26 protein-coding genes are annotated in these 23,764 nt (G+C 30.8%); 1 reads left to right on the top strand and 25 read right to left on the bottom strand.

The features are described from left to right. Nucleotides 1-7 precede the first annotated feature (7 nt). From JK634_RS19845 to JK634_RS19790, 12 genes are all read right to left on the bottom strand, one after another. A complete protein-coding gene (locus JK634_RS19845) occupies nt 8-901 on the bottom strand; it encodes an RluA family pseudouridine synthase (protein WP_202769498.1) in 894 nt (297 codons plus the stop codon). A gap of 25 nt (nt 902-926) precedes the next feature. After that, complete coding sequence (locus JK634_RS19840) at nt 927-2,189, bottom strand: LCP family protein (RefSeq protein WP_202769497.1); 1,263 nt, start codon at nt 2,187-2,189, stop codon at nt 927-929. Between the two features lies 1 nt (nt 2,190). Then, a complete protein-coding gene (yqeK, locus tag JK634_RS19835) occupies nt 2,191-2,772 on the bottom strand; it encodes a bis(5'-nucleosyl)-tetraphosphatase (symmetrical) YqeK (RefSeq protein ID WP_202769496.1) in 582 nt (193 codons plus the stop codon). A 17-nt stretch (nt 2,773-2,789) separates the two neighbouring features. Then, nucleotides 2,790-3,413 carry a nicotinate-nucleotide adenylyltransferase gene (nadD, locus tag JK634_RS19830; RefSeq protein WP_202769495.1) on the bottom strand — a complete coding sequence of 208 codons (624 nt, stop codon included), beginning with the start codon at nt 3,411-3,413 and terminating at the stop codon, nt 2,790-2,792. Further along, nucleotides 3,413-3,715, bottom strand: coding sequence for a ribosome assembly RNA-binding protein YhbY (yhbY, locus tag JK634_RS19825; RefSeq protein WP_202769494.1), 303 nt, complete (start codon nt 3,713-3,715; stop codon nt 3,413-3,415). The genes nadD and yhbY overlap by 1 nt, the downstream gene beginning before the upstream one ends. 15 nt (nt 3,716-3,730) lie before the next feature. Beyond that, nucleotides 3,731-5,017 carry a GTPase ObgE gene (gene obgE / locus JK634_RS19820; protein WP_202769493.1) on the bottom strand — a complete coding sequence of 429 codons (1,287 nt, stop codon included), beginning with the start codon at nt 5,015-5,017 and terminating at the stop codon, nt 3,731-3,733. A gap of 313 nt (nt 5,018-5,330) precedes the next feature. Further along, nucleotides 5,331-5,630, bottom strand: a complete 300-nt coding sequence (gene rpmA / locus JK634_RS19815) for a 50S ribosomal protein L27 (RefSeq protein WP_202769492.1) — start codon at nt 5,628-5,630, stop codon at nt 5,331-5,333. Nucleotides 5,631-5,634: 4 nt separating this feature from the next. Continuing rightward, the gene (locus tag JK634_RS19810; protein WP_202769491.1) at nt 5,635-6,006 is read right to left on the bottom strand and encodes a ribosomal-processing cysteine protease Prp; all 372 of its coding nucleotides are present in this window, start codon (nt 6,004-6,006) and stop codon (nt 5,635-5,637) included. Nucleotides 6,007-6,008: 2 nt separating this feature from the next. Beyond that, on the bottom strand, nt 6,009-6,320 hold the full coding sequence (rplU, locus tag JK634_RS19805; RefSeq protein ID WP_202769490.1) for a 50S ribosomal protein L21: 312 nt from the start codon (nt 6,318-6,320) through the stop codon (nt 6,009-6,011). 144 nt (nt 6,321-6,464) lie between these two features. Then, nucleotides 6,465-7,889 carry a ribonuclease E/G gene (locus JK634_RS19800; protein ID WP_202769489.1) on the bottom strand — a complete coding sequence of 475 codons (1,425 nt, stop codon included), beginning with the start codon at nt 7,887-7,889 and terminating at the stop codon, nt 6,465-6,467. A gap of 12 nt (nt 7,890-7,901) precedes the next feature. Beyond that, the gene (locus JK634_RS19795; protein WP_202769575.1) at nt 7,902-8,606 is read right to left on the bottom strand and encodes a TIGR03936 family radical SAM-associated protein; all 705 of its coding nucleotides are present in this window, start codon (nt 8,604-8,606) and stop codon (nt 7,902-7,904) included. Continuing rightward, nucleotides 8,590-10,443 carry a TIGR03960 family B12-binding radical SAM protein gene (locus JK634_RS19790; protein ID WP_202769488.1) on the bottom strand — a complete coding sequence of 618 codons (1,854 nt, stop codon included), beginning with the start codon at nt 10,441-10,443 and terminating at the stop codon, nt 8,590-8,592. The genes JK634_RS19795 and JK634_RS19790 overlap by 17 nt, the downstream gene beginning before the upstream one ends. Before the next feature lie 298 nt (nt 10,444-10,741). On the opposite strand from JK634_RS19790, the gene rpsD reads away from it, so the two are divergent. Then, a complete protein-coding gene (gene rpsD / locus JK634_RS19785) occupies nt 10,742-11,335 on the top strand; it encodes a 30S ribosomal protein S4 (RefSeq protein ID WP_202769487.1) in 594 nt (197 codons plus the stop codon). A 124-nt stretch (nt 11,336-11,459) separates the two neighbouring features. Here the strand turns inward: rpsD and JK634_RS19780 are convergent, their stop codons facing one another. The 13 genes from JK634_RS19780 to JK634_RS19720 all read right to left on the bottom strand — a co-directional run bounded on the left by JK634_RS19780 (nt 11,460) and on the right by JK634_RS19720 (nt 23,665). Next, a complete protein-coding gene (locus JK634_RS19780; protein ID WP_202769486.1) occupies nt 11,460-12,299 on the bottom strand; it encodes a site-2 protease family protein in 840 nt (279 codons plus the stop codon). A gap of 30 nt (nt 12,300-12,329) precedes the next feature. Further along, a complete protein-coding gene (locus JK634_RS20680; protein ID WP_202769485.1) occupies nt 12,330-13,091 on the bottom strand; it encodes a peptidoglycan DD-metalloendopeptidase family protein in 762 nt (253 codons plus the stop codon). Between the two features lie 221 nt (nt 13,092-13,312). Continuing rightward, complete coding sequence (mgsA, locus tag JK634_RS19770) at nt 13,313-13,672, bottom strand: methylglyoxal synthase (protein WP_202769484.1); 360 nt, start codon at nt 13,670-13,672, stop codon at nt 13,313-13,315. Between the two features lie 16 nt (nt 13,673-13,688). Then, the gene (gene rodA / locus JK634_RS19765) at nt 13,689-14,816 is read right to left on the bottom strand and encodes a rod shape-determining protein RodA (protein WP_202769483.1); all 1,128 of its coding nucleotides are present in this window, start codon (nt 14,814-14,816) and stop codon (nt 13,689-13,691) included. Between the two features lie 167 nt (nt 14,817-14,983). Continuing rightward, nucleotides 14,984-15,253, bottom strand: a complete 270-nt coding sequence (minE, locus tag JK634_RS19760; RefSeq protein WP_202769482.1) for a cell division topological specificity factor MinE — start codon at nt 15,251-15,253, stop codon at nt 14,984-14,986. 20 nt (nt 15,254-15,273) lie between these two features. Then, nucleotides 15,274-16,071 (bottom strand): septum site-determining protein MinD, encoded by a 798-nt coding sequence (gene minD, locus JK634_RS19755; protein WP_202769481.1) that lies wholly within the window; start codon nt 16,069-16,071, stop codon nt 15,274-15,276. A gap of 22 nt (nt 16,072-16,093) precedes the next feature. Continuing rightward, nucleotides 16,094-16,726 (bottom strand): septum site-determining protein MinC, encoded by a 633-nt coding sequence (gene minC / locus JK634_RS19750; RefSeq protein ID WP_202769480.1) that lies wholly within the window; start codon nt 16,724-16,726, stop codon nt 16,094-16,096. Between the two features lie 370 nt (nt 16,727-17,096). Beyond that, the gene (locus tag JK634_RS19745) at nt 17,097-19,970 is read right to left on the bottom strand and encodes a penicillin-binding transpeptidase domain-containing protein (protein WP_202769479.1); all 2,874 of its coding nucleotides are present in this window, start codon (nt 19,968-19,970) and stop codon (nt 17,097-17,099) included. Between the two features lie 11 nt (nt 19,971-19,981). Continuing rightward, entirely contained in the window at nt 19,982-20,473 is a 492-nt protein-coding gene (gene mreD, locus JK634_RS19740) for a rod shape-determining protein MreD (RefSeq protein WP_202769478.1), read from the bottom strand. Nucleotides 20,474-20,476: 3 nt separating this feature from the next. Continuing rightward, the gene (gene mreC / locus JK634_RS19735; protein ID WP_202769477.1) at nt 20,477-21,331 is read right to left on the bottom strand and encodes a rod shape-determining protein MreC; all 855 of its coding nucleotides are present in this window, start codon (nt 21,329-21,331) and stop codon (nt 20,477-20,479) included. A 7-nt stretch (nt 21,332-21,338) separates the two neighbouring features. Then, a complete protein-coding gene (locus tag JK634_RS19730) occupies nt 21,339-22,355 on the bottom strand; it encodes a rod shape-determining protein (RefSeq protein ID WP_202769476.1) in 1,017 nt (338 codons plus the stop codon). A gap of 18 nt (nt 22,356-22,373) precedes the next feature. Then, a complete protein-coding gene (gene radC, locus JK634_RS19725) occupies nt 22,374-23,063 on the bottom strand; it encodes a RadC family protein (RefSeq protein ID WP_202769475.1) in 690 nt (229 codons plus the stop codon). Nucleotides 23,064-23,098: 35 nt separating this feature from the next. Beyond that, the gene (locus tag JK634_RS19720) at nt 23,099-23,665 is read right to left on the bottom strand and encodes a Maf-like protein (protein ID WP_202769474.1); all 567 of its coding nucleotides are present in this window, start codon (nt 23,663-23,665) and stop codon (nt 23,099-23,101) included. Nucleotides 23,666-23,764: the final 99 nt, after the last annotated feature.

Here is a 23,764-nt window from a genome sequence, read left to right as displayed (position 1 = left end):
TGTTTTTTTATTTTTTGAGCTTTTCTATTAATAATTTCATATCATCAGGTAGTTCAGCCCTAAGACTCAATTCCTTCCTTGTTCTTGGACTGTGAAAGTCTAATCCATAAGCATGAAGTGCTTGCCTATTTATAAATTCTTTATCTTCAGTTCCATACAAAACATCCCCGAATATAGGATGCCCTAAATAGCTTAAATGAACTCTTATTTGATGAGTTCTTCCAGTTTCAAGAAGACATTCAACTAGTTCTGCATTTTTGTAGCTTTCAACAACCTTATAGTGAGTTATACTTTCTTGTCCTCTATCGTCAACAACTCTCTTAATAGCATCCTCACTCTCTCTATATATTGGTACATTTATAGTCCCTTGTTTTTCTTTTAAATTACCATGAACTAAAGTTAAATACCTCTTTTGAAAATGCTCTTCTCTCATCTCATTAGATAACTGCATATGTGCGTATTGATTTTTGGCTATAATTATCAATCCTGATGTATTCATATCTAATCTACTTACTAATCTAACAATGCAATTTTGATTTGTTTTCTTGAAATAATACATTACCCCATTAGATAATGTTCCATTAAAATGACTTCTAGTTGGATGCACTACCATAAATGGTTTTTTATTTAGAACAAGTATATCATCATCTTCATAAACAATATCTATATCTATATCTTCAGGCTCTATATTTTGAGTTTCATTTTTATTTAAATCTATAACTATTTTTTCGCCTCTAGATATAACATAGTTCATTTTAACGGCCTTATCATTTACTAGTATTCTTTTATCTATTGCCGCTCCTCTAATCAATCTAGTCGATAATCCTAATTCTTCCTTTAGGAATTCTCTTATCTTATGTTTATGGTATCCTTCTGGAACAATCTTCTCTATTTTACTCATTTTTCCTCACTTATCTCTTGATAATCTATTTTTTGAAATCTCCTCCCAAAATAATAACTGCATCGTATCCTTGATTATCATCAGTTAATTCTTTTATATTATCAATTCCTGTATCCTGGGATATTAGATCTCCTATATTATTATCATTAGTTTTAATTACAGATTTACTTATCTCTGTATAATTTCCTTTATCTATTTTAGTATACCCTTTAGATTCAAGTTCAGTTGCTAAACTCCCTGCAAGGCCAGTTTTCTTTGTTCCATTTAGAACCTTAATTTTTAAATCCTTTTTAGTTACTGAATCCTTAGCTGTTTGCGAACCACTTAAGGCTGAAATTACATCCTTATTATTATTCTTATTATATACTAGATAATCTTGCCCATTAATTGTTTTAGGGGTTCCGTTTAATGTCACCATTGTTAGTTTGCTTTTATCTAATCCCTTTAAACTTAATCCATAAGAAATCATCTTACTTCCTGACATATTTGTCTTTATATACTTAGGCAATGTATCTAATAAAGGTTTAAAGTTCATAATAATACTAGGTGAAGTACACTTTTCTACTATCTTATTAATAAACTTATGTTGGCTTTCTATTCTGTCCAAATCTCCATTTGCAAAACCAGTTCCATCATTATTTTTTCTCCACCTAAAAAATTCTTCTGCTTTTTGACCATCTAGATGTACCGTTTCACCTTTTTTGAAGTGAATATGAAGATTTTGTGCAGGGTCATCATAATTCATATTTCTTTCTATTTCCATGTCAATACCACCAATGGCATCAATTACTGCTCTAAATCCATCATAATCTATTTTAACTATATAATTTACATTAATACCCAAGAAGTTTTCAACTTCTTTTTTAATTAACTTATCTCCACCTAAGGCATAAGCTGCATTTATTTTTTGATTTTTGTTGTTAACCTTGATAAGCATATCTCTAGGCACAGATACTAAGGTTCCTTGTTTTTTATCCGGCTCATAGTGCAAAAGCATAATCGTATCAGTTCTCTTTATTGCTTCATTATTAGGTTGAGATGGATCTCCTATATCCAAACCTAAAACTAAGATATTTACTGGATCTTTTGATCCAACATCTTCCGCTGCAACATCTACACCACCTGCACTATTAAACTTTCCTAATGTTGCAAATAAATAAACTGCAACTATAACTATAAATGTAATTAGAATGGATAGAATACTTAAAATCACAATAGTTCTTTTTCTTTTGTTTCTTTTTCTCTTTTTCCTATTGTTACTTGGAGCATTTATATTTTCCCCATCCATACTATTTATTCACTTCCTTAAGTGTATTAATTAGGTAATTTCTTGCCTCTACTGTATTTGGATGAATTAGCCCTCCATTTTTAATTATATATACTAGTGTATTATCAATACCTCCTAAAACTCCCCTATCAAGGTTTTCAATGGTGATTTCTCTAAGCTTATCTACCCCATCAAAGTTTCTATTAGGCTCTATATAGTCAGCAATATATATTATTTTTTCCAAGGTGCTCATATTTGCTTTACCTGTAGTATGATATTTAACTGCACTTAGAATTTCTTTATCACTTATATTCATAAGTTTTTCTCCGAGTACTGCACCAACCTTACCATGTAAAAGTTGTGGAGAAATACGTTCAATTTCATCTACTTCTATAGAATTATCCTGCAATATTTTAAACAACTCATCAATGTGTAAATTTTTTGCACAATCATGGATTAATGCAGCTAACTCTGCCCTTTCCTGGTCAACTCCATTAATATCAGCCAGCCTTTTTGCCATATCTACAACACCTAAAGTGTGATTATATCTACTCTCTTTCAAGTTTTCTTTTAAATGTTGAAGGATTTGTTCTTTACTCCACATAAATTGTCCCCCTTGCATTATAAGAATATATTTCTAGTGGCATTATATAATCCATTTACTCTTATATATTCACATACATCTGAGTTTAAATATTCAGTTACTTCTTTCCCTTCTTCTAATGATTCCCTAATATATGAGGAAGATATATCCTGCTCTATTAAATCCATCAATATAACAGAATGATGGTATTTTTCTTCTATTTCATTTTTTGACTTAATAACTTCATCTTTTGGATATCCTGGCCTTGTAAATATGACTAATGTTGCTAAATTTAGTATTTCTTCTATGTTACGCCATGATTCAAATGTTACTAAACTATCTGCTCCAGCTATAAAAAAAAGCTCACACTTTTCTCTTTCTTCCTTTAAATGCTTTAATGTCAGAAACGTGTAGCTCAATGTCTGTTTACTAATTTCATAGTCAGAAACCTCAAAATGTTCATAATCAGCTATAGCCAACTTTACCATTTCATATCTATCTTTTTCATTAGTAATCTTCTTATAGGTTTTGTGAGGTGGATTCCCAGCAGGCATAAAAATTACACTATCCAAGTGTAACTTCTTGTATGCCTCCTGAGCAATATAAATATGGCCTTTATGCGGGGGATCAAAAGTCCCCCCCATTATTCCAATCTTCTTCATTATTTACTCTTAACTGGTAACTCTATTTTAGGCTTTTTAGTGCTCTGTTTAAAAAGCACTATCTTACTTCCTATTGCCTGAACACCTTCACAACCTATTCTTTCACAAATAATATCTGAAGCTTCTCTAGCATCTAAACCTGAATTTTCTAATACCTTTATTTTAATAAGTTCTCTTGCTTCTAAAGCATCTTCAACTTGTTTTATAAATGTATCCTCTATTCCATTTTTTCCAACCTGAAAAATTACTTCTAAGTTATTTGAAAGAGATCTTAAATAAGCTCTTTGTTTACTTGTAATCATGCTATCATTCCTTTCTTACATAAGATACTCAAATTCAAAATCATTTAGGCGTACATAATCGCCATCTTGAATACCCATTTCTCTTAATTCTGCCATTATTCCTTTATTATTTAATACTTTATGGAAGTATCTTAATGAATCATAATCATTTACATTAACAGCTGACAAGAGTCTATCTACAAAGGAACCTTCTATTATATAAACCTTTCCTTCGTCCCCTTCTTCAACTCTAATATTATATGTAAATTTCTTTTCTTCTGGTATAAACATATCTTCGCTTGATATCTCTAAATCAACAATTGGAATTTCTTTAAGCATTCTTGCAGCTTCTTTAATTAATGCTTCAACTCCATCATTTGTAGCTGCAGACATCTTAAATACTTTTTCATAACCCATTTCATTAAGTTTTTTCTTGAAATTATCAAAAACTTCTTCATCAAATAACATGTCAGCTTTATTACCTACAACTATTTGAGGTCTATCCCAAAGTTTTATTGAATATTTTTTCAATTCTTCATTTATCTTTATGAAATCTTCAATTGGATCTCTTCCTTCTACACCCGAGATATCAACTACATGTATTAATAGTCTTGTTCTTTCAATATGTCTTAAGAATTCTATACCTAAGCCAACACCTTCAGCTGCACCTTCAATTATTCCCGGAATATCTGCCATAACAAAAGGTTCTATTCCTGGAACACTAACTACACCTAAATTAGGTTTTAATGTAGTGAAATGATAGTTTGCTATCTTTGGTCTAGCCTTTGAAACAACTGAAAGAAGTGTTGATTTTCCTACATTAGGGAAACCTAATAATCCTACATCTGCAAGTAACTTAAGTTCTAATGTAATCCATCTTTCTTCTCCTGGCATTCCTGGCTCAGCAAAGTTAGGTGCTTGCCTTGTAGGCGTACAGAATTTTGCATTTCCTTTTCCGCCTTTTCCACCTTTACAAACCATATATGAATCTCCTGCATGAGAAAGGTCTGCCATTATCTTATCTGATTCTACATCTTTAATAATAGTTCCCATAGGCACATGGATTACATAATCTTCTCCATCTTTACCATAACACTTAGAGCCAGATCCATTCACTCCTCTTTCTGCAATAAATTTTCTTTTATACTTAAAATCCAATAAGGTAGTCATATTTGTATCAACAACAAATATTACATTTCCACCTTTTCCTCCGTCTCCACCATCTGGTCCACCTAGAGGCACATATTTTTCTCTTCTAAAGGATACTGATCCATCTCCGCCATCTCCTGATTTCACAAAAACCTTGGCTGTATCTATAAACATATATATCACCTTACCTTACATCAATCTATTGTTATTCTTATTTTTCTTCTTCTTATTATTTGTCCTAATAAATTTAATTAATCTATTAAATCTATATAATACAAAAATCATATTACATCTCACGGATAGACATGTAAATTCTTTAGTGCATTATATATATTACAATAGGGATGTTATTTTTTCAATAATCAAGCTTAAATAGTAATGAAGAATTAAGAATTAAAAATCATTCCTAATTATATTCTATCCCTAATTGTTAATTCTTAATTCTTAACTAATAAAGCACCCTAGTTAAGGGTGCTTTGTTTTAAGATTATTCAGCTATTTCTTCAACATCAACTGGATAAACAGAAGCTTTCTTCTTATCTTTACCCATTCTTTCGAATTTAACAACTCCATCTATTTTAGCGAAAAGAGTATCATCCTTTCCCTTTCCAACATTAGTTCCTGGGTGGATTTTTGTTCCTCTTTGTCTAACAATGATATTACCTGCTAATACAAATTCGCCATCAGCAGATTTAACTCCTAATCTTTTTGATTCAGAGTCTCTACCGTTCTTAGAGCTACCTACTCCTTTTTTATGAGCGAATAATTGAAGGTTCATTATCAACATGGTGTTACACCTCCTCTTTTAAAAGACATATATATTTATCACGTTTCTTTTTTCCAAAACTTTGTTCTAAGGATAACATAATACTATCAATGCTTAGTTCAAATGTCTTTAAAAGTGTTTGGGCTTCAGTAAGCTCATCCTCTTCCAAATCAGTTAAATCTAAGCTTATGTATCCTTCATATATTTCATAACTGCAATTTATATTAAGTACACTTTCTAAACCTATTAAAAGACTTTGAGAAAGTACTGACACAGAATTACATATCATATCGTAGGCTTCTCCAACTATAATTGCTTCAGCCTCTTCTACTGCATGACCTTTTATGTCTATTGCAATTATCTCTTCTCCTCTACTTTGGATCTTAATCTTAATCATAATTAAGCTTCGATCTTTTCGATTTGAATCTTAGTGTAAGGTTGTCTGTGACCAGATTTTCTTCTATAGTCTTTCTTTGGTTTATACTTGAAAACTATAATCTTCTTAGCCTTTCCTTGAGCTAATACTTTAGCTACAACCTTAGCTCCTTCAACTACTGGTGTACCAACTTTTAATTCTCCATCCTTAGATACAACTAGAACTTCACTGAATTCAACTGTTGATTCAACCTCAGCGTTAAGTTTTTCAACGAAAAGAACGTCTCCTTCCTTAACTCTGTACTGCTTTCCTCCTGTAGTTAATACTGCGTACATTAAAAACACCTCCTCATAACGGTCTCGCCACTTAAGGTACAAAGATTTAACTTTGTTTTAGTAAAACCTATTCTGTGCGGTTACTTAGACATTTTAACACAATTAGCCTATGTTGTAAATAACTTTTTCTTGTAATTGCATTATCTAATTCACTAAATAATTTTCTACACTTTCAATTTGTTTTTTAAATAGTAGTGGCTCCAATTTAAAGTACTCTACCTCTTGAACAAAGTGTAAGTAAATCTTTTTCTCTAAAGCCTCTATACTACTTAAAAATGCAAAAATATCTTCTCTAATATAAGTCTCATATTGTGCATTAATTTCAACATAAAAATCCTTAATTGAATTTTCAGATTGATATCTTAAAATTTCATCTCTAATTAACATTAAAATGTACTCTAATGAAAGCCTATTTCCTTTTCCTTTGCAAAGCTCACAATCTTCTTCAATATATTCAAAGATACTTTTCCCACTTCTTGTTCTTGATATCTGAACTAAGTTTAACTCTGTAAAAGGATATATGGTTGTTCTTTTCTTGTCTTTTTCCAGTCCTTTTGAAAGGATATTAAGCACTTGAAGCTTATCCTCTTCACTTTTCATATCAATAAAATCAATTAAGATTATTCCGCCTAAATTTCTTAATCTTATTTGTCTAGCAATTTCAAGTGCAGCCTCTTTGTTTGTTTCTTCAGCCACCTTTTCAGTTTGCTTACCTTTAGTATGTTTACCTGAATTAACATCAATAACGTACATTGCTTCTGTTTTATCAATGACAATCCATCCACCTGAGTTCAATTGCACTTTCTTATGTCTTAGTGAAAGTATTTCTTTTTCTATATGATAGTAATCAAAAAGACTTCTTTCTTCATCATAAAGATGAACATTAACCTCTTCACCAATATTAATATAGTCAGAAGCAACTTCATAATCTTCCTTGGTATTTACATAAATATTTTTTGTTTCATTATTTATATTATCCCTAAGAATTTTATTTAACAAAAGATTTTCTCCATAAATTCTTTGAGGTTTATTCAAAAATTTGCCCTTTTGCAAAATAGATAAATATCTTTCATGCAATACTTCTATTTCATTCTTTATATCATCAATTTTTCCAAAAGCCGCATTAGTTCTTAAGGTTATTAAACCCTCTGGTTTAGGAGATATTTCATTCATTAAACTAGTTCTCTTAGCTTCATCTAGAATTCTCCTGGATACAGTTACTCCCTTACCCTTTGATGAAATTACAGCATATTTCCCGGGAATTGAAAAATCACAAGTTACTTTAGGACCTTTATCTCCTATAGCCTCTTTCAACACTTCTACTATTACTTCTTGCCCTTGTTTAATATTTGAATTGCTATCTAAGCTCATAAATCCATTAACTGAGAGTCCGATATCTATAAAAGCACTTTTTATTCCTGGCACTATATTTTTAACAGTACCTAGATAAATTTCTCCAGGTAATGCCTCACTTGTTTCCTCTTCTATCAAACAATCCACAAGCTTACCGTTTTCTTTAATGGCTATTCTTAATATCTTTTCTCTTCTCTCAATAAATATTTCTCTCATAAAACTACCTCTTTACACAACTTTATACAGTGGCAACAGCTTACTTTCTTTATGTGCATACATTTCTTCTCTGTTAATATTAACAAAAGCCTCATTATCTACCCCGGTTGTGTTTTCTTTAATATAATTAACTAAAAGTTCTGGGTTCAAATGTTCTTTACTACCACAACTTATTCTTGTATTCATAATCAAATACTCATCTTTTACCCAGTATTTAATTTCTTTAATCATCGGTCTTATATTAAGAGATTTTTCCTCACCTTTTTTATTTTTCTTTATCATATTCCACTCATTTAATTCTAAAAGTTTCTTAAGCTCATCATTGACCTTTGTAGAATCCTCATACTTTATCTTAATTGTATAACTAGCTTCTTCAACCATTGCCATTGCTTGAGGAACCTTCTTTTCATTTGGGATATTTTCTATTGATTTTATTTCTAAAAACTTTATTCCACCAATGGATTTTTTATTTAGGTTTTCTAAGATATCTTTTTCATCTTGCGGCTCTCTTAAAACAATGTCCATATATTCTCCATTAGAACTAACTCCAACAGATAAAGGTTGCGCTATTGATAAAGCCATATGTGGATTGAATCCTTGAGAATATTCTATATTTAGCTCACTTCTTACAATTATTTTCTGAATTGTTCTCATTAAATCTAAATGAGAAACAAATTTAATATTTCCTTCTTTAGTAAACTTAATTAAGTATCGCACCTTCAAAACACTTCCCTTCTTTGAAGTTTACATTAATTCCACAACCAGTACATCCAACTCTACAGTTTTGAGTTAAATCTGATGTTTTTGCTTTTTCATTTTCCTTAACAATATAATCTCTGTCTACGCCAATATCAATAAAGTCCCATGGAAGTATTTCATCGTAACTTCTGCTTCTATAAACATAAAAATCTCCATCAACATTACACTCTTTTAAGGCTTCTTGCCAAATATCAAAGCTAAAATACTCAGACCATCCATCAAATTTTGCACCTTTTTCATAAGCCTTAATTAATACTTCTGATAATCTTCTATCACCTCTCGCAAAAACAGCCTCCATATAAGATGTTTTTTGTTCATGATAGTTATATGAAATTGCTCTTGATTTAATTGAAGATCTCACAGCACTTATTTTTTCATTAACCTCTGGTATTCTTTCCATTGGTGACCATTGGAATGGGGTAAATGGCTTTGGAACAAATATTGATGTGCTTACTGTAACTCTCAATCCTTTATTTCTAGTTCCTTTTGGAACACTGAAATATTGAGCAACTATTTTTTCTGATAATTCACCAATACCTCTAGCATCTTCAACCGTTTCATATGGAAGACCTACCATGAAGTATAGTTTCAAAGTGCTCCATCCTGCTTCAAATGCTGATCTTGCGGCTTCTAGTATTCTTTCTTCAGTTAATCCCTTATTAATTACATCCCTCATTCTCTGAGATCCAGCTTCAGGTGCAAAAGTAAGGCCTGTTTTCTTTACCTTTTGAATTTCCTTTAATAAATCTACTGAAAAAGCATCCACTCTAATTGACGGAAGTGCTACTGCCACATTCTTTTCAGCATGTTCAGCCATTAAATCTTGAACTAAAGCATTGATATCTGAATAATCACAAGTACTTAAGGATGCTAATGATATTTCTTGATAGCCTGTATTTTTAACTAATTCTCTAGCTTGCTTTAAAAGTGTTTCTCTTCCCTTTTCTCTTACAGGTCTATATATCATACCTGCTTGACAGAATCTACAACCATTAGTACATCCTCTAAAAACCTCTAAAACAATTCTATCGTGTACAATTTCAGTATAAGGAACTATGATATCCGTTGGAAATTCTACATCTGTATAATTAGCGATTATTCTCTTTTGTACTTGAGCTGGAACATCATCATATTTAGGTTTAAATTCTTTTATTGTTCCATCTTCGTTATATGTAACATCATATAATGAAGGAACATAAATACCTCTTATCTTAGATATTTCTCTTAAAAATTCTTTTTTCTTTCCTTTACCTTTATATCTCTTATAAACCTCTAATACATCATTCATCATTTCTTCTCCCTCTCCAAGTTCAAAGAAATCAACTATGCCAGATAACGGTTCTGGGTTATATGCACAAGGACCACCAGCCATTACTATAGGTTCCTCTTCTCCTCTTTCTGAAGCCCTAACGGTAACCCCTCCAAGGTTTAGCATATTCAATATATTTGTAAAGCTCATCTCATATTGAAGCGTAAAACCTAATATATCGAAATCCTTAAGAGGATCCTTAGTTTCAAGAGTATATAAAGGAATATTATTTTTTCTCATTTCCTTTTCCATATCAGGCCATGGAGCATATGCTCTCTCGCAATATGTATCTTCTCTATTATTTATAGTATGATAAAGAATTCTTGAACCTAAGTGCGCCATTCCAACTTCATAAACGTCTGGAAAACAAAACGCAAATCTTATGTCAACTTCATTTTTATCTTTAATTATCTGATTAAGTTCACCGCCTATGTATCTGGCAGGTTTCTCAACTTTATATAAAATATCATCTGTGATTCTATTCATTAATATTTCCTCCTCCATATAACTAACAATATATAAAGCAAATTTGTCAATCGACTTTATTCTATCATAACTTTATATTATAAACCACCTTAGTATTATTACTTAGATTTGCCCTTAATGCAATAGTTGGATAAACTTACATTCTAAAATCTTGCTATTCTTTAAAATAAATAGAATGACTTAGAATAATGAAGAAATATTAGAATAACCTCCTCTTAAGGCATTGATAATGATTATCATTATATTTTGTTTTGTGTTATTATACAAACATAATAAATATAAGTTATTGGAGGTAACTATGGCAAAAATGATGGGACCTCGTTTCAAAGCTTGTAGAAGGCTTGGACTAAATGTTGTCGGCCACCCTAAGGCAATGAAACGAGCAACAAAAGGTACTAGTAGAGCAGATAAAAAGCTCTCAGATTATGGTATTCAGTTATTAGAAAAACAAAGATTACGCGCATATTACGGCGTTATGGAAAAGCAATTTTCTAGATATGTCAAAGAAGCATTCTCTAGTAAATCAGTTCCTGGAGAAACTTTATTATTAATTCTAGAATCTAGATTAGATAATATGGTGTATCGAATGGGATTTGCTACTTCTATAAGACAAGCAAGGCAAATGGTAAATCATGGTCACTTTCTTGTTAATAATCAAAAAGTTAATATACCTTCTTATAGATTAAAACCTGGAGATGAAGTTACACTAAGGGAAAAATCTAGAAAGACTGATATGTTTGTAGAAACTTTTAGCAATAATATACTAAACACTCTTCCCTATATAGCTAAAGATGAGAACAACTTCAAAGGAAGTTACTTAAGATTTCCTAATAGAACTGAACTCCCAATTATTATCAACGAACAACTTATAGTTGAATTTTATTCTAAATAATATATTTTTACTGGCAACCAAAAATATATTAAATGGAATAATATCATTAATTATACCTCCAGCACCTATATATGTTATACTACACAAAAGGCTTGGTAATTTACCAAGCCTCTTCTTTATATAGTTATTCTTTTATATCTGAAAAATATTCCTCTAAAGTAATATTTCCATATCTCTTTAACGCCTCCATTAACTCATCTTCATTAATAATTCCTACCATTTTCATATCCTCATCTAATACATAAAAGCAATTGAATTTATTTTTATCCACTAGAGTTAATATATTTACTAATCCTAACTTGTAATATACTGATATACTTGAATTTTCAATATAACTATTTTTAACAAACCTACTTTTTTTTCTAACTAAGTCCCCCATTAATATATACATAATCCTCTTTTTTTCCTTTAAGGCTGAGTATAACATTAAAGCACTTACTAGTACTAGGGTTATATTGAGTTTATGTAATTTTACAATATCATAAATAAACAATCCAAAGAATCCAATACTAATGATTATCCCTAAATAAATTATTACCTTACTTGCTAACCTATATGTTAATCTTTTGGATAGTATGATACTGAACATTTTCCCTCCATCAAGGGGATACGCTGGCAGCAAATTAAAAAAACATAACACTAAATTTATAACAGACATATTTGAAAAATAGTACCCACTACAAATATATATTATAATAGCTATAAGCAAGTTCGTAAGCGGACCAGCTAAATAGACTATTATCTGTTTTTCTTCAGTTAGCTCATCCATGTCTTCTATCTCAATAAAAAATCCCAATGGGTGTATGAGCAGTTTTTTAATATTCATTCCAAATATTACTGCCATAACCCCATGAGATATTTCATGTAATAATACAAATATAAATGCTATAAAAAAATTATATTGAAGGCATAAGCAAATAAGAATTAGTAATTCTACTAAAAGCATTATTCTTTTTCTCTTCATTATTCACTCCCCAATAATTACTTCAAGCCTTTAAAGATTTATATAGTCTTTTATGTCTCTAGCTTCTCCCATATATTTTAATTGAAATAACAATGATGGCTTTGCTTCATTATTGCTATTACCACCTTTTGCTACCATCTGCCCTTTAGATATTTTATCTCCCTCTTTCACATCTATTTCACCTAAATTCCCATAAACACTTTCTACTCCACTTCCATTATCAATAACTATATATTTACCTAAAGTCTTATCCTCTGATACTTTAGTTACATTTCCATCCCCTATGCTTATAATCTCTGTACCATCTTTAATTTCTATACTATAGAGCTTTGAACTATCATCTTTAAGAACATAACTTCCTAATACCGGCTTAACAAGGTTTTCCTTCATTTGACTTTTAATTGTCTGGCCATTTGAAACTTTCTCCTTAAGAAAATCAGCTAATTCCTCTCCCTTATGCTTAATTGATGACACATCAAAAGTTTTAATATATTCAATAACTTCATTTATCGTATACCCTTTATTTACTGCATATTTGCCATAATTGTAAACTGCTAAAGTTTGCTCAGTTTTAACGCTCTTACAAACTAAAATAAGCAGGCATAATATAAATGTCCCAACTAATTCTTGTATAATTCTTCTAACTATAATATCTTTAAAACTTTTTGAACTATGTTCCCCTATGCTTCTGTTTATTTGGTACTCTCCACCTATACTTCCTATATGGTTACTTTTTCTCCTTTCCATAATTTTTCCATAGTAACTCTTATACTCTGAATTATAATTTCCCACCTTTTTCACCTCATAGATTTTAATCACTTTATTAATATATTCCTAGTTAGGATTTTTGTGTTATCCATATATAATGCACTAAAGAATTTACATGTGAGTCCATAAAATGTACTATGATTTTTGCATTATATATTAATATATATTTAAGTGATAATTAACATAGAACTTTTATAAGTTTTATAAAAACAAAAAAGTCAGTCTTTTATAAGACTGACTTTTTTCTATAAACTTTTTATTAAAATTTCAGCAGTCCCTATATTTGTGGCTATTGGAACGCTATGTACATCACAAATTCTAATTAAAGCTGTAACATCTGGTTCATGCGGTTGAGCTGTTAAAGGATCTCTTAGAAATATTACTAGCTTAATATCACCTTCTGCAATCCTTCCACCAATTTGTTGATCTCCTCCTAATGGTCCAGACAAAAATCTTGTTACTTCAAGCCCAGTAGCTTCAGTAATCTTTTTCCCTGTAGTTCCAGTAGCGATAAGAGTGTGTTTTTCTAATATGCTTTTATATCTTTTGCAAAAATCTATAATGATTTCTTTTTTGTTATCATGAGCAATTAATGCAACTTTCATAACAACCCCCATAAAATTAAAAATTAATTTTCTTTCTTCTCATACCAATATTTAATATTAAGCCTAAAGACATCATTGTTGTAAGTAGTGAACTTCCTCCATAACTTACTAAAGGTAAAGTTATTCCCGTTATAGGCATTAACCCAATGGTCATCCCCATATTTTGAAATATTGCAAATAGGAAATATGCGGCTAGTCCAACGCAAATTATCTTTCCAAAAATATCTTTACTGGTTCTCGATATCACCAGAGTTCGGTAAACTATAACTCCATATAAGGTTAATAGGAAAATTGCTCCTACAGTACCCCAGCTTTCTCCTACAATTGCGAATATAAAATCTGTATCTTTTTCAGGTACATTTTGTGAAACATATCCACCTGGAGCATCAGTTGCTAAATTAACGCCTGTACCTAAAAATCCACCTGAACCTATCCCTATCATAGACTGTGTTAACTGAAGCCCTGAATTAAGTTCATCTGCTTCCGGATCCATAAATGATGTTATTCTTTTCTTTTGATAGTCTTGTATCAATCCTGAATTCCATACCAAAACTATTGCTAAGAATATAGCTAGCAGCCCTCCACCAATTACCCTTAAGTCTAGTCCGGCAATAAAAAATATCCCTAGAACAATGAAGAAACATACCATTGTCATACCCATATCCGGTTCCTTAACTATCAAAATAACTGGAACTATAATATATGCTGCTAAAATGAAAAAATTCTTTATATCATTTACTTTTCCGTCCATATCTTGAATTTTCTTTGCCATCATTACTATAATACCTATTTTGGCCAGTTCTGATGGTTGCATAGAGAAACCACCTATTCTTATCCACCCTTGTGCTCCATTAACAATTGATCCAGCAAATATCGTAACTATAAGCAAGAGTATTCCTAAGAGATAAAACAAAAAGGCATAATTTTGTAATACTACATAGTCTATAAGTAAAACTACATAGATTGCAACTAATGATATTGCAAGCCATATTAATTGTCTTTTTACTTCAGAAAATCCCACATCACCTTTAGTTGCTAAATATATATTAAAACATCCAAAAAGAACCGTGGTAATCATAGCAACTAAAAGTGTAAAGTCCAGTTCCTTTAGAATTTTTAAATCCAGCTTAAATCTTCCAAACATCTATCTTCCTCCATATTAAAACTTCTACATTATTATAACTCATATTATAATATTTCTCCATAAATCTATAGTTAATTCACTAATTATTGAAAAATGAAGGATTTTTGTAACTATTTTTATCGGTAAAAAATGGAGATGAATACATTCACCTCCTAATTTATTGATATTTATCTTCCTCTTACACTTTTAATTGGAATATTTGCAACTAACGCAGGAGAATTTCCTTCACTTGCCTCTGTCTTAGTTACTGTAATTTCCATATCTCCAGCATCTATTTCTACATATTTAGAAATAACTTCTAGTATTTCTTCTCTAATTTTATTTAATAATTCTGGTGCAATTTCACCTCTATCATGAATCAAAATTAATCTCAACCTATCCTTTGCTACCTCCTTAGGAGAAGGCTTATTTCCAAAAAACTTATTAAAAAACTCCATATTTCTCCCCCCCGTTATACCTATTTACGCTTAAACAACTTCTTAAGTGATCCAAAAAGACCTGCAGATTCAACGTTTAAGTTTAAAAGGGGAACTTCTTCTCCTGTAATTCTTCTAGCAATATTTCTAAACGCTTGTCCAGAAATCGCTTTTTCATCAAGAACAATTGGCTCTCCTCTGTTAGTAGAAACTGTGATTGATTTATCATCAGGTACTACACCTAATAACTTAATAGATAATATTTCTAATATATCTCCAATATCTAGCATATCTCCATTTTGTGTCATTTCGTAGTTTAATCTATTTACTATAACTTGATGATCATCTAAGCCTTTCGCATCTAATTTACCAATAACTCTGTCAGCATCTCTAACAGAAGTTATTTCTGGATTAACAACTACAACAGCTCTATCAGCTGCAACTATAGCATTTTCAAATCCTTGCTCAATACCTGCTGGACAATCGATAAGCACATAATCAAATTCCTCTTTAAGCTCATTTATTATGCTTAACATTTGATTTGGCTTGATATCATTTTTATCCTTAGTTTGAGCTGTAGGAAGCAAGCAAAGATTTGGGAATCTCTTATCTTTTATTAATGCTTGCTTTGTTCTACATCTTTTTTCAAATATATCTATTATAGTATAAACTATTCTATTTTCTAGACCCATTAATACATCAAGATTTCTAAGACCAGTATCTCCATCTACCACTACAACTTTTTTTCCTAATGCAGCAAGTGCAGTTCCTATATTTGCTGTTGTTGTAGTTTTTCCAACTCCACCCTTACCTGATGTTATAACAATTGACTCTCCCATTCTAAAATCCCTCCAATTATTTTTAAATGAATTTATTAGGTAAATAAGGTTCTACAATAATCATTCCATCCTTCAATTTTGCAACTTCTGGATACTTAGGTTTTTCACCTTCTTCTGGTGATATTGTTACCACATCTCCTATTTGAAGAAGTTCTGGCTCCAATGTAAATGCAGCTATTATAGCCTTATTATTTCCAGTAGTTCCAGCATGCACCTGACCTCTTATTTTACCTAAAACAATTATATTACCAGCAGCATAAACTTCTGACCCTGAGTTTATGTCTCCTATTATTACAATATTTCCAGCATATTCTATGCGTTGTCCCCCTCTTATGGTTTTTCGTATGAACTTGGTTCTTCCTTCATATATTCCAGTAAAAACCTTTACCTCTTTTTCCTCACTATCTTTTAGAATACACTCTTTTATTCCAATCTCTTCAAAAAGAATATCTTTTAAAATTCTAATATCTCGTTCTTCTATGTACTTTAATTCAGTTTTTATGGTTAATGTGGCTCCCATATAAAACTTTTTACCTTTATTTAATCGTTCTAACAAAACCTCTGTAACTTCGCTAAAATCTTTAAATTTATTATAATTTATTACAGCCAGTAACCCTTCCTTATTCCCTTTTATAATTATCCTATCATCAATCATAAATACCTCTCCAGCAGCTTTACATTAAATTGTATTTAAACTTAAATTTTCTTTGTCTAAAGGGTTTTTATAGGAAACTTAACTTATACTTTCATAAATAAGTTAATAGTTGAACTTAAAACCCTATATTATATTATCGAAAAAACTCAGAAAACTTTGCACCATAATTATCTAAATAAATCATAATTTTATATCGCAATTTTAATATAACTTTAAATTTCACTGCTACTTTTAATTATAATACAAAATACTGTTAATTGACAATGAAGTTTTATAATTCCCAGCTTTTGCTTATATTAAGGATTTTAAAAGTTACCCAATAAAATAAAAAACGACATGCAATGTCGTTTTTTATTTTATATTAATATATTTATTTTGTCGTTGGTGATACTTTAACATCTGCTAGTGGTGGATTTAAAGTGTAGTCATATTGTGGAGCATAATTCATAGCCTTTAACTGATCTCTAAAATATGTCTCATACACTGCCTTAGCTATATTAGCACCAAAATATCCATGTCCACCATCATATAAAACTGTACAAACAGCTATTTGAGGATCATCAAGAGGAGCAAAAGTTACATAAACACCAAAAGCCTCACGACCATACTCACTTTGATCTTGCCTAAAGGTAGCTGTACCAGTTTTACCACCAGATGATATTGGAAACTTATTCATTACCGAACTCGCTGTACCTGCATCAGCTGTATTAGCCATATTCATTCCTAGTTTTATGGCAGCTAGATTTTCTGGAGAAATATCAATTTTATTTAATACTTCTGGTTTAAATTCTTCAACTACCTTACCATCTTTATCTGTAATTTTATCTACTAAATGTGCTTTATATCTAGTTCCACCATTAACTACTGTAGAGATATATCCTACTAATTGTAATGGGGTAAAAGTGTCCATACCTTGACCTATAGCACCATATGCTATCTGAGTTGCACTCATAAGCTCTGTGGAAACTGAATATATTACATAGTTTGCTATTTCACGTGCTGCCGAATTAACGGCACTTTTTGCTGAAACATTAGCATCCTTAACCCTTTGCTGATACGTTGGTGAATTATCATATATTTCTTGAACTGCTGGTACCAAAGCTTTATAGAAATTATCAAAATCTCCTCTGATATCTTTAGTTCCTACTTGATTAAGTTCATCTTTCACCATTTGCTTAATCTTCTTTTTTGCATCTGCAAGCTTATCACTATCATCAGAATTCAATTGCAAATCCATTTTAACAATAGATTGCCTACCTGGAAAAGCTCCATTTTCAGCATAGCCAACAAGATTAAAGTTTATTAAATTTATAGTATTATTTTTAAAGGATTGGAAATTATATACTTGCCCAAAATTTTCTGGTATTTCAATTCCTGTTCCAGCTTTTTGAGTTCCATTAGGATCAGAACCTAATCCTGTTTGCCATGCATACTTTGCTAACATATCTAATCCTTGTACTTTTTGAGCAATGGTTGAGTCTTTCTCACTTGGAGCATATTTCTTATACATTCTTATTGCAGCATTATAATAATAGTAGTTACTTGATACTGCAAGAGCTCTCTTTAAATCAGTCATTGCTGGAGTAGCCTCATCCTCTGGCTTAGTATCTCCAAATATATCTGTATTAAGATCATAGTATTTTTTAGTCTGTATTGTATAACCTGGGGTAATTACTCCCTCTTGTAATGCTGCTACAGAGGTTAATGGTTTAAAGGTTGATCCAGGCGGAGTTAATCCAAATGTTGCATAATCATATAATGGCTTAGGATAAAGATCATATCTATCTTCCCTAATCCCATCTTTATTTTTAGGAAATAAGTCATCAACAGTTTTATTTAATCCTTGCCTTAATATAAAATCACTAGCAAAAGCCTCATATTGCTCATTTCTAGGGAAATATTGCTTTGATATTTCAGAAGTTAATGCACCAGGAGTAGAAAATATATTTGGATCAAAGTTAGGATAACTTGCTAAAGCTAGTATTCTTCCTGTTTTAACTTCTTGCACTACTACTGCCCCTCTTGTTGCATTTGTAAGATCTACTGAGCCAGTACTATCATTGATTACTTTTTGTTTTTGTAAATCTTGAAGTTCTTCTTGTAAACTTCTTTCTGCCGAATATTGAATATTCTTATCAATTGTTAAGTGAACATTCATTCCTGGAGATGGTTCAAGCTTAAATAATTCTTCAGTTTTTCTTCCCTTTGAATTTACCTTAACTGTTGTTCCACCTTTTGTTCCTTTTAATATACTCTCAAAAGCAGATTCAATTCCTGCTTTTCCAATCTTATCAGTACTTACATCATATCCTTTTTCTTCATATCTTGCCTGCGTTCCACCATCTATAGAACCTATATATCCTAATATGGCCGAAGCAACACTCCCATATGGATAAGATCTAACAGGTTCAGTAGATACATCAATACCAGGTAAATCATTTAGCCTTTGGTAGAAAATAAATGATGTTTGTTTTTTAATAGTTGCTAAGGTTACTGGCTTATAGCCTTTAAAACTCTGCATCTTTATTGCATCTTTAACTACCATATATTTTCTGACATCTTCTAAAGAGTAACTTTTAAGAAGCAAAGCCAAAATTTCTTTTCCGCTCATTGCCTGATACTTTTTAGTTTCATCCTTTGAAGCTGGCTTAAGCATTTCATACATATTATAGCTTTCTATCATATAATAAAAAGTATCCTCTGGAGAATACTTATATATAGCTTCATCCAATTGGTTCTGCTCTGATGAAGTTAGATCCGAAGTCTTCTTAGGAAAAAGTTTCTTCTTTAACTTATCATCTAATCCTCTATCTTTTTTAAATCTTATATTTAAAGCTTTTATAGATTCAGCATCACTAACATTAAAATCAAAGTAATAACTTTTATTTGCATCTATTTTTAGTTGCATATCATCTTCGATTTTTTCACCATTATCCTTTAGAATTTTAAAAGTTTTGTTCATTGTATCATAGAAGCTTGCATTGGATTCATCTGTAGATGTAAATGTAATTGTATAACTTTGTACATTAGTTGCAAGTATATTTCCATGTTCATCATAAATGATTCCTCTTGGTGCATTCTCCGCTACAAATCTTCTTGATCTATTGTTAGACATATCTTTATAGTCTGCATACTTATACACTTGAAGATATATCAATTTTCCCAATATTACTCCAAAAATAATGAACATTGTAGAAATCAGCGCTGTATATCTATTAAAAAACTTATTCTTTTTCTTATTCATATAATCACCTTTTAATTAAATTTCCAAGGATTTTTCATAAAACTTTTCTCTGTAAAATTATATATTTTTTTATAAAAGATAAAAGCAAACACAGTATTCATAGCGGTCATCACTATCATATTTTCAAAGTAAACGTTCATTTTCATAAAGAAAAGAACAACATATACTACTAGAAATTTAATTGCAGTTGCTCCTAGCACTGTCAGTATTGGTATAGTTTTTCTATTTTTAAATATATTTTTTCCTACTAATGCGGCTAGTAAACATACTATTAGATTTATAAGCGAATTTACCCCAAAAACATTTCCAAAGAAAACATCTTGCAATACTCCAGAATATACTCCCATAAAAACAGCTTCCCAGGGGCCTGTAATAAGAGAATAACAAATTGCAAAGGTAAATAGCAAACTTCCATAAGCTCCTTTAATAGCGAAGGAAGGAAGAATAGTATTGTCTAAGATAAAAAGCAAAAGTCCTATTAAAATAAGTACTACTCTCTTCATATTCTATTGTCCATCACTCTCTATTTTTCTTTTTTCTTTTGGAATCATTATAAATAATTCCTCAAGCTTATTAAAATCTACAAATGGTTCAATTGTAGCGCTTTTACTTACTTTAACCTTATCTTCTTCAACACTTAATACCGTACCAATTCTAATATTTTTGGGATAAATGCTTCCAAGACCAGAGGTCAAGATAACATCACCCTTTTTAATCTGAGAATCTACTGGTATATTATAAACCTTTGCTAATAATTTGTTTTGTGAATCCTTATATCCTTTTACAATTCCTATAGTATCCTCGGTACTTTCTATTTTAGCAGCTATTGCAATATTTTCATTAACTAATGATTGTACAATAGCCCAATTACTACCTATTGATGTAACTTGGCCAACTATTCCTTTCGAAGCCATTACTGGCATTCCTTTTTCCAATCCATCTTTACTTCCTTTATCAATTACATATCCTGATAGAAAACTATCTCCACTGTATCCGATTATATTAGTTCCTACTACACTATATCCCTCAATTTGATTTGCAAAATTAACTACATCTCTTAATCTTTCATTTTCACTTTTTAAACTATTATACTCTACAAGTTTATTATTAAGTTCCGCATTTTCTTTTGTTAACTTTTTATTTTCTTCCTTTACTTCTGAAAAATTATAAAAGAAGTCTGCAAATCCCTTAAATTTTTCTGTTACTGTATATGCTATCTTTTGTATTGGATTTAACGCCGACCCTGCACCACTTTGAAATATACTCTTATTTTGACTTTTGAAGGTATATACAATTATTGCTAAAAAGCCAACTGACAGTACTATAATAGTTACTGCCAGTTTGTTTTTTAAAAATTTCATTGATTAATTAACCTCTTTGTTGCTTAGCTAAATAATCAAAATCTTCTAGAGCTTTTCCAGCTCCAAGAGCTACGCAATCAAGTGGTGATTCTGCAATATGTACAGGCATATGAGTTTCATGGTTAATTAAGGCGTCTAATCCCTTTAATAATGCTCCCCCTCCAGCTAGCATGATACCTTTTTCCATTATATCTGATGCTAATTCTGGTGGTGTTTTTTCTAAAGTTGTTTTAATTGATTCAATTATTGCAGCTACTGGTTCTTTTATTGCTTCTCTTACTTGAACTTCACTTACTTCTATAATTTTAGGAAGACCTGTAATTAAGTCTCTTCCTTTGATTTCCATAGACTTTTCAACTTCTTCTGTTTTAAATGCTGAACCTAATTCCATTTTTATTGTTTCAGCTGTTCTCTCACCAATCATTAAATTATATTCTCTTTTAATATAACTAATAATTGCTTGATCCAATTCATCTCCAGCAACTCTAAGAGATTTTGCAGTAACTATACCACCTAAAGATATAACTGCAACTTCAGTAGTTCCTCCTCCGATATCAACAATCATACTACCAGTTGGTTCTGAAACTGGAAGTCCTGCACCAATTGCAGCAGCCATAGGTTCTTCCATCAAAATTACATCTCTTGCTCCAGCAGCTTTAGTAGCTTCTTCTATAGCTCTCTTCTCAACTTCTGTTACTCCTGATGGATAACAAATTATTATTCTTGGACTTGCAAAAGCACTTTTGCTAGTGATTTTTTCAATAAACTTTTTAATCATTGTTTGAGTAATATCAAAATCAGCAATAACTCCATCTTTTAATGGTCTTATAGCTACAATATTTCCTGGAGTTCTACCAATCATTTGTTTTGCTTCTGCTCCAACTGCTAATGGTTTCTTAGTGTTATTATTTATAGCTACAACGGATGGTTCTCTTAAAACCACTCCTTTTCCTTTAACAAATACTAAAGTGTTTGCTGTTCCTAAATCTATTCCCATGTCTTTCGTCATTCCAAATAATCCCATTGTTATTCCCCTTTCAATTTATATAATGGATTTTTCTTTTAAGCTTACATAAGTATTATTCCCAATGATAATGTGATCTAGTAGATCAATTCCCATTATCTTACTACATTCTTTTAACCTTAAAGTAATATTTATATCTTCCTTACTAGGAGTTGGATCCCCTGAAGGATGATTATGACATATAATAATTGAAGCCGCATTATTCTTTAACGCTTCAGAAAACACTTCTCTTGGATGAACTATTGATGAATTTAAAGTTCCTTTAAATACCTCTTTAATAGAAATTATATTATTCTTAGTATTTAACATTACTAGCTTTAAAACTTCTTGTGAAAGTTTACTCATCTCATTCATAAATAAATCTGCTACAATTTTAGGTTCTTTTATCCTTATTTCATCCTTAATTCCTTTATGAGAATTAATTCTTTTAGATAATTCACATAGCGCCATAAGTCTTGAAGCCTTTGCTTTTTTTATGCCATTAATTTTCAGAAAATCATCTATTCCTGCTGAAATAATTCCATTTAAACCATTCACTCTTTTAAGCACATTGGAGCTTAAATCCATGACACTTTCATTTTTTGTACCACATCTCAATATTAATGCTAATAGTTCAACATTTGATAAGGTTTCTGCACCATATAAAAATAATTTTTCTTCTGGTCTTTCATTTACAGGCAAATCTGTAATTCTTAGATTGTTTTTCATCTAAGTGCTCCTTCACTTACAGATTCCCTATCCCCCTACATTATTTCCTTAATAATCTTACTTAATCTATTAAGTGGTAAACCTACAACATTGTAAAAACACCCATCTATTTTCTCAACAAAAATCCCACCATGACCTTGAATACCATAAGCTCCTGCTTTATCCATAGGTTCATTGGTTTCAACATAGGATAGTATTTCTTCATCACTTAATACTGAGAAATAAACTGTTGTGCATACAGCATCTTGAATGATTTTAGAACTGTTAGAGTTTATAACTGTGATACCAGAATAAACTTTATGCTCTCTTCCACTTAACGTTTTTAACATGTTTACTGCTTCTTGTTTATCTTTAGGTTTTCCTAAAATTTTTCCATCTATGCTAACGATAGTATCTGCTGCAATAATTAAGGAATCCTTTATTGAACTTTTTGAGATTTCCTTAGCTTTCCCATAAGATAGTGTTTTTACATATTCCTCTAAATTTCCTGAAAAAACTACACTATCCTCATCAAAGTTACTTACAACAACTTCAAACTCTTCAAAAAGTCTAAAAAGAAGCTCTTTTCTTCTCTCTGAGGCAGATGCAAGAATAACCTTCATCTTCATCACCTCCTAAACAGATATTGGTTTTAATACGGTCTACACTTTTTTAAATTATCCAACCAAATATATAATTTAAAGAAGTCTATACTCTACCTA

Source organism: Clostridium paridis (assembly GCF_016765615.1).
Classification (GTDB): domain Bacteria; phylum Bacillota; class Clostridia; order Clostridiales; family Clostridiaceae; genus Clostridium_T; species Clostridium_T paridis.
The sequence above is the reverse complement of the archived record's forward strand: the minus strand, read 5'-3'. Positions and strand labels throughout refer to the sequence as shown.